A 7,142-nucleotide genomic window follows, 5' to 3' on the forward strand; every position below is an offset into this window, starting at 1 on the left:
CCTCAGCCCAGACCGACACGCAGGCAGTCGTGGATATGAAGCAGCCCCAAAGCCTGACCTGATGTAGCCTCGTCAACCACGAAGAGCGAGGTGATCTTACGGTCATTCATGATCGCGACCGCTTCTTCCGCCAACGCACCCGGGGATATGGTTGTGGGGTTGGGGGTCATTACCTGCTCGGTCGTTTTGTTCAGCAACCCATCCATGTGGCGCCGCAAGTCACCGTCTGTAATGATCCCGGCCAACTGACCCTGCGGGTCCGTTACACCAGCAACACCAAACCCCTTCTGGCTGATTTCGATCAGCGCATCGCTCATCGGAGTATGCGCCGCAACCAGAGGCAGGGCCTCTCCGACATGCATCAAATCCTGTACCGTACTCAATTGCGCACCCAGTTTGCCGCCGGGATGGAAGGCGCGGAAATCCTCGGGTCGGAAATCGCGGTATTTCATAAGGGCAATCGCCAATGCATCGCCCATGGCAAGGGTCAGCGTCGTGGAAATCGACGGCACCATACCATAGCCACAAGCCTCGCCCATCGACGGGATCAGAAGATGTACGTCGGCCTGTTTCATCAATGTGCTGTCAGGTTTGCTGGACAATCCGATCAGCGGAATGCCAAAGCGGCGCGTAAAGGCCAGCAGATTAGCAAGTTCCGGTGCCTCTCCCGAATTCGAGATCGCGAGAACCACATCACCTTTGGAGACCATGCCCAAATCCCCATGGCTGGCCTCTGCCGGATGCACGAAATAGGCAGGCGTTCCGGTGCTGGCCAGCGTGGCCGCAATCTTGTGACCTATGTGGCCTGACTTGCCGATACCGCTGATGATGATGCGCCCGGTGGCCTGAAGGATCAGTTGCACCGCTTCGGCAAAATGCTTGTCCAAACTGTCGGCAAGGACGTCCAGCGCGCGGGCTTCGTCTATGACCACCTGACGGGCGGTTCTCAGGAATGCTTCGGTATCGGTCATGAGTGCGCAAAGATATCCGTTTCGGGCCAACCGGCAAGGTCCAGTTTCGCACGCATCGGCAGGAAGTCAAAACAGGCCTGCGCCATTTCAGTCCGGTCCTCGCGAACCAGACGAATGTTTAGCGCATCGCGCAGCTGATGCAGATAGAGTACGTCTGACGCAGCATAATCCAATTGAGCGTCTGTAAGTGAGACTGCGCCCCAGTCGCTCATCTGTTGCTGTTTGGAAATATCGACACCGATGAGTTCCTGACACAGGTTCTTGAGCCCGTGCCGGTCGGTATAGGTCCGCACCAGGCGGCTGGCGATCTTGGTGCAATAGACCGGCGCGGCCAGAGCACCAAAGGTATGGTACAGGGCGGCGATGTCGAAGCGCCCGAAATGGAACAGCTTCAGTACGTCAGGGTTTTCCAGCATGGCACATAGGTTCGGCGCCTCTGTCTGGCCTTTTTCCACCTGCACGATATGGCTGTTGCCGTCTCCACCCGACATCTGAATCACACACAAGCGGTCACGATGTGGGTTCAGACCCATGGTTTCACAGTCAATGGCCACAACGGGGCCCAGATCCAACCCGTCCGGCAGGTCGTTTTTGTACAAATGGTTCGCCACCCGATTATTCCTTTGTGCGATATCGCCTCCGAGATAGGCGGTTTGGTCCATAAACTCAACGCCGTCCAAAAGTCACGGGCAGATCCCCGCAACAGGATTGACAATATCCTCATGGGGGGGATAGGGATACATCATGACAAATTTACCCCGCGAGTCGCATCCGCATATCACGGCAAGGCTGAAACGGGCCCACGGGCATCTGGCAAAGGTCATTGCCATGCTTGAAGGTCAGGCGCCCTGTTCTGACATCGCCCAACAGCTGTTTGCCGTTGAAAAAGCGGTCACCAACGCCAAGCGCGCCTTGATCCATGATCACATCGACCATTGCCTGTCTTCTGATGGCGATAGCGGCGGGATCGAGGATTTTAAAGCCATCACGAAATACCTCTGAACCATGCTGAGCATTCTAAAAAACCGGACCTACCGCCACCTGTTTGCCGCCCAAATCGTCGCCCTGACCGGAACCGGGCTGGCCACAGTCGCGCTTGGGCTGCTGGCCTTTGATCTGGCCGGAGACGCTGCTGGCCTTGTGCTGGGCACCGCGCTGACAATCAAGATGGTGGCCTATGTCACCGTGGCCCCCCTGGCCGCCGCTTTTGCCGAACGGCTGGACCGTCGGAAAATGCTGGTTTTTCTGGACCTGATCCGCGCCGCAGTCGCCGTATGCCTGCCTTTCGTGACCGAGATCTGGCAAATCTATGTGCTGATCTTCGTGCTCCAATCCGCCTCGGCCGGGTTCACGCCCGCCTTTCAGGCGACGATCCCGGACGTCTTACCAGATGAAAACGAGTATACCCGCGCTTTGTCTCTGTCACGTCTGGCCTACGACATGGAAAGCCTGCTGAGCCCGATGTTTGCCGCGGCACTTCTGTTGCTGGTCAGCTTCAACAGCCTGTTCTGGGGCACAGCGCTGGGGTTTGTTGCCTCGGCATTTCTGGTTGTCTCGGTCGCCCTGCCCTCGCCCAAGCCCAGCAAACCACGCGGAATCTATGACCGCACGACACGCGGAATTCGCATCTACCTGAAAACGCCCCGGCTGCGTGGGCTGCTTGCACTCAATTGGAGCGCGGCAGCGCTGAGTTCGATGGTGATCGTCAACACAGTGGTCATCGTGCGGGCCACGCTTGGCCTGTCCGAAAGCGCCGTGGCCATTGCACTGGCCGGATTTGGGGGCGGGTCGATGCTTGCGGCGTTCACTCTGCCCCGCCTGCTGGATCGGATCGAGGATCGCAAGGTTATGCTGTCCGGAGCCATTCTTGCGTCGGGCGCTATGGCCGTCGCCTCGGTTCTGACCGCGACGATCCCGCTTACGCTGGGTGTCCTTGCCGTTTTTTGGGCCTTTACCGGCTTTGGGTATTCTACAACCCTTACGCCTTCGGGTCGTTTGTTGACCCGTTCGGCCCATCCTGAAGACCGCCCCGCTGTCTTTGCTGCACAGTTCACTCTGTCGCATGGCTGCTGGTTGGTGCTTTATCCGCTGGCTGGGTGGATAATGACCGTCTATGGACCGACTGTCGCGCTCGGCAGTATGTCTATTCTGTCCATGACGGGTGTGATTGTAGCAGTCAGCCTTTGGCCGCGTGACGATCAGGAACCGGTTGTTCACAATCACCCCGATCTGCCGACCGATCATCCGCATCTGGCCGGGGTAGGCCCGCACGCGCACCCGATCATTATCGATGATCTGCACCCACGCATGCCGCGTGAGCCTTGAGAAAGGGCGTCAATCTGATCTAAACCCGGACTTGCCGCAAACCGGAGCCCCAATGGACCAGCTTGACCGTCGTATTATCGCCGCCCTGCAAGCCAATGCACGTGCCTCGACCACGCAGATCGCGGCCTCGCTGGGTGTGGCTCGCACGACTGTGCATGAACGGATCAGTCGGCTGGAACATCGCGGCGTAATCACGGGATACACCGTGCGCCTTGGGTCCACGGAAGACACGCCTAAAGTGCAGGTCATCGTTATGCTGGAAGTGCAGCAGAAGGAAACCAACCGAATCCTTAAACGGCTCGAGGCCTATCCCGAGGTCAAACTGTGCCTGTCGATCAATGGCGAATTCGATCTGATGCTGACCGCAGATGCCCCGAGGCTGGAGGATCTGGACATTCTGGTGGACGATCTGGCGAAGATCCCTGGCGTCCTGCGCACCAATACAAGCGTTGTTTTCGGACGCAGGATCGACCGAAATTGAGGCCGCGATAACCCTCTGTAAACCGATCGGTGTCTAGCTTGGCCGGGAACACCAGAATCCCGGACCGGCAGAATGCCAATTCACAGAATACCGATTGCTTTCATGATACTGCATGTGCTGTTGGCGCAGGCGGGTACCGCCATGCACAATGTGCCAACAGGCGGGCTTTGTGATCAGGCCGCGCGCCGTGCATCACTGTCCGAAGATGTTCCGCTGGATGTACTGCGCGCCATAACACGCGTTGAAACCGGGCGAACAGTTGGCGGAATGTTGCAGCCCTGGCCCTGGACTATAAATGTCGAAGGCCAGGGGTATTGGTTCAAGTCCGAGGCCGAGGCCAAGGCCTATGTTTTCGATATTTTCAAAGCGGGCTCTCGTAGCTTTGACGTCGGGTGTTTTCAGGTCAATTATCGATGGCATGGCAATGCCTTCCGCTCGATCGATTCGATGTTCGATCCGGATGAAAATGCGACCTATGCTGCCCGCTTCCTGAAAGACCTTTATTTCGAGCTTGGTTCGTGGTCGGCTGCGGCCGGGGCCTACCATTCCCGCACGAATGCTCTGGCCAAGGCTTATCGTGGTCGGTTCCAGACAGTGATGGCCCAGTTGGACAACCCGTCCTCACACGGGTTTTCTCGTATGTCACTCGATCCGTTCACAAGGGCCGCAGCGCCCTTGATTCCGATGCTAGTGGCCACACCCGCCACCACTTCCCTGGGCTCTCTGGTCCCGACCAATAGCACAGCAACTGCTTTCATCCCTTTCAATTAGGATACCTGCGTGCCCCAGTTTGACATCCGGTCCCTGTTTTCACCTACTGTCCTGTTGGCAGTGGCGCTGATGACCGTCATCGTCATGATGATCCTGCCCATGCCCGCCTGGGTGCTGGACGTCGGGCTAGCCGCCTCTTTCGCGCTTGCCATCCTGATTTTCACACTGACGCTGTTCATCGAGCGTCCGTTGGATTTCTCATCCTTCCCAACGATTCTTCTGGCATCGCTGATGTTGCGCCTGTCGCTGAACGTCTCGTCAACCAAACTGATCATCGGTCAGGGGCATACCGGACCCAACACAGCGGGTGACGTGATCGAAGGGTTCGCCAATTTCGTCATGGGCGGCAGCATCTTTCTGGGTCTTGTTGTATTCGGGGTGCTGCTGATCGTGAACTTCATGGTCATCACCAAAGGGGCCGCCCGTATGGCCGAAGTGGGCGCTCGCTTTGCACTGGACGGGATGCCGGGCAAGCAACTTGCCATCGACAGCGACATGTCAGCCGGGGCCATCGACCATCAGCAAGCCAAGGATCGGCGGGAACGTGAACAGCAGGAGACAACGTTCTTCGGCTCGCTCGACGGTGCGTCGAAATTTGTCAAAGGTGATGCCGTTGCCGGTCTTCTGATCACTCTTTTGAACCTTGTTATGGGTTTGGTCATGGGGGTGATCGTGCACGGAATGCCGGTGTCTTCGGCGTTCGAGACATATGCAATCCTGACCGTCGGTGATGGTCTGGTCTCGCAGATCCCCGCTGTTATCATCTCGATTGCCTCTGCATTGCTGCTGGCGCGCGGCGGAACACAGGGTGCCACTGACAATGCCATTTTCTCCCAACTCGGGCGGCATCCGGCGGCGCTGTCTACCGTGGCTGTTCTAATGGTCCTGTTTGCGCTGGTGCCCGGCCTGCCTTTCCTGCCGTTCATCCTCGGTGCAGCTGTGCTTGGATATGCGGCCTACAGAATTCGGAAAAAGCAGAAAGAAACGGACCCGTCATTGCATTCGCAGGCGACCGACACCGAGGTGCCTTTCTCGCAGGCTATTGGTGATATTCTGGATCTGGATGACGTGCACCTTGAATTCGCACCTGATCTGGTAAGTCTGGTGTTGAATCCCGGGACCGGGTTGGATGCCCGCATCGCCAATATGCGCACCTACGTGGCGTCCACCTTCGGATTGATCCTGCCCGAAATTCGTCTGACTGATCGAGCCGACCTGCCAACCGGAACCTATGTGATCAAGGTTCAGGGGGTCGAACAGGCGCGCGGCGTTCTGAACCCCGATCTGGTTCTGGCTCTGGTTCAGGACGGGTTCGATCTGTTGCCCGAAGGCAACGACGTGACGGAGCCGGTTTACGGCGCGCCTGCCCGTTGGATCCTGCCCAAACATCAGGAGGACGCGGCGTTGAACGGGGCCACCATAGTCTCACCGCCCGAGATCCTGGCAACGCATCTGCTTGAAATTATCAAACAGAACTTCTCACGCCTGCTGACCTTGAAATCCCTGCGCCGCCTCCTGACCGAAATGACCCGTCTGAGCGACCCGGTACGGGCTGAGGCAAACCGCAAGCTTCTGGATGAATTGATCCCCGACAAAGTTCCGATCGACACATTGCACGCCGTTCTACGACTACTTTTGGAGGAACGGGTTTCGATCCGGAACATGGCCCTGATCCTTGAAAGTGTGGCCCAGGCACGGCTGACAACCACCCAACCCGAAACCATTTGCGAATTGGTGCGCCAGCGTCTCGGATTTCAGCTGGTCGCAGACATGAAGCGCGAAGACGGTTCAATCCCGCTTATCCAACTGGCTCCCGAATGGGAAGAAACGTTCACCACCTATCAGGTCGACGCGCCCAGCGCTGGGTTGGATGTCGCACTGCCGCCGAACCTGTTTAACAAGCTGGCCGACGGCATGGTCAGCAGTATCGCCAGATCTGCTGATAACGGTCTGTTTCCTGCAGTCGTGACCTCGACCCGGCGACGCCGATTGCTGCGTACGATCATGTATGCGCGCGGCATTTCAAACCCGGTTCTTTCTTTTGAGGAGATCGGATTGGAAGCCAAACCTGCGCTGGTAGGAACTGTTCCCGCGTGATCGCTTTGCCGCCAGAATTGTTGACGCAGCTGGCCGAACCGCTCTGGCAGGTCTTTGCGGTGTTTCTGCGCGTCTCTGCTTTGGTTTCACTGCTGCCCGCTTTCGGCGAACGCAGCATTCCAACACGGATGAAACTGGGGATTTCCGTCGCCTTTACCCTGATCATTTTTCCGGCAACCCAACCTTTCGACCTGTCTCCCAGCCTCAGGACGCTGGGACGGTTGGTTGGGACAGAAATCCTGATTGGACTGGCGCTTGGAACAGGGTTGCGGCTGTTTGTTTTGTCGCTGCAAACCGCCGGATCCATTGCCGCGCAATCCACGTCATTGTCGCAATTGCTGGGTGCAGCGGCCGCTGATCCTGTTCCGGCGATGGGATATCTGCTGACGATCGCGGGGATAACGCTTGCCGTCATCATGGTGTTGATTTCCGCTGAGAAGTGACCCGGTATTTTCACCGAGATTTGACCCACCCTAGTCTATGTATCAGCGCTTATT

At 57.6% G+C, this 7,142-nt stretch carries 8 protein-coding genes; 6 read left to right on the forward strand and 2 right to left on the reverse strand.

The genetic code is table 11. The features are described 5' to 3' along the window. Positions 1-2 precede the first annotated feature (2 nt). Positions 3-971 carry a KpsF/GutQ family sugar-phosphate isomerase gene (locus AC2FLU_RS04080; protein ID WP_480474771.1) on the reverse strand — a complete coding sequence of 323 codons (969 nt, stop codon included), beginning with the start codon at positions 969-971 and terminating at the stop codon, positions 3-5. Then, positions 968-1,582: a ribonuclease D gene (locus tag AC2FLU_RS04085; protein WP_480474769.1), complete on the reverse strand. Its 615-nt coding sequence runs from the start codon at positions 1,580-1,582 to the stop codon at positions 968-970. The genes AC2FLU_RS04080 and AC2FLU_RS04085 overlap by 4 nt, the downstream gene beginning before the upstream one ends. Before the next feature lie 133 nt (positions 1,583-1,715). Here AC2FLU_RS04085 and AC2FLU_RS04090 point away from each other — a divergent pair, with 133 nt between their 5' ends. From AC2FLU_RS04090 to AC2FLU_RS04115, 6 genes are all read left to right on the forward strand, one after another. Continuing rightward, complete coding sequence (locus AC2FLU_RS04090) at positions 1,716-1,973, forward strand: metal-sensing transcriptional repressor (protein WP_480474768.1); 258 nt, start codon at positions 1,716-1,718, stop codon at positions 1,971-1,973. A gap of 3 nt (positions 1,974-1,976) precedes the next feature. Next, a complete protein-coding gene (locus AC2FLU_RS04095; protein WP_496808980.1) occupies positions 1,977-3,296 on the forward strand; it encodes an MFS transporter in 1,320 nt (439 codons plus the stop codon). 52 nt (positions 3,297-3,348) lie between these two features. Next, on the forward strand, positions 3,349-3,777 hold the full coding sequence (locus AC2FLU_RS04100) for an Lrp/AsnC family transcriptional regulator (protein WP_480474766.1): 429 nt from the start codon (positions 3,349-3,351) through the stop codon (positions 3,775-3,777). A 72-nt stretch (positions 3,778-3,849) separates the two neighbouring features. Beyond that, complete coding sequence (locus AC2FLU_RS04105) at positions 3,850-4,548, forward strand: transglycosylase SLT domain-containing protein (protein ID WP_496715557.1); 699 nt, start codon at positions 3,850-3,852, stop codon at positions 4,546-4,548. Between the two features lie 69 nt (positions 4,549-4,617). Next, complete coding sequence (flhA, locus tag AC2FLU_RS04110) at positions 4,618-6,645, forward strand: flagellar biosynthesis protein FlhA (RefSeq protein WP_496808993.1); 2,028 nt, start codon at positions 4,618-4,620, stop codon at positions 6,643-6,645. Next, complete coding sequence (locus AC2FLU_RS04115) at positions 6,642-7,088, forward strand: flagellar biosynthetic protein FliR (protein ID WP_496811873.1); 447 nt, start codon at positions 6,642-6,644, stop codon at positions 7,086-7,088. Before flhA ends, AC2FLU_RS04115 begins: the two co-directional genes overlap by 4 nt. The last annotated feature ends 54 nt before the right edge of the window (positions 7,089-7,142 follow it).

This window comes from Ruegeria sp. SAZD013, from assembly GCF_059612525.1.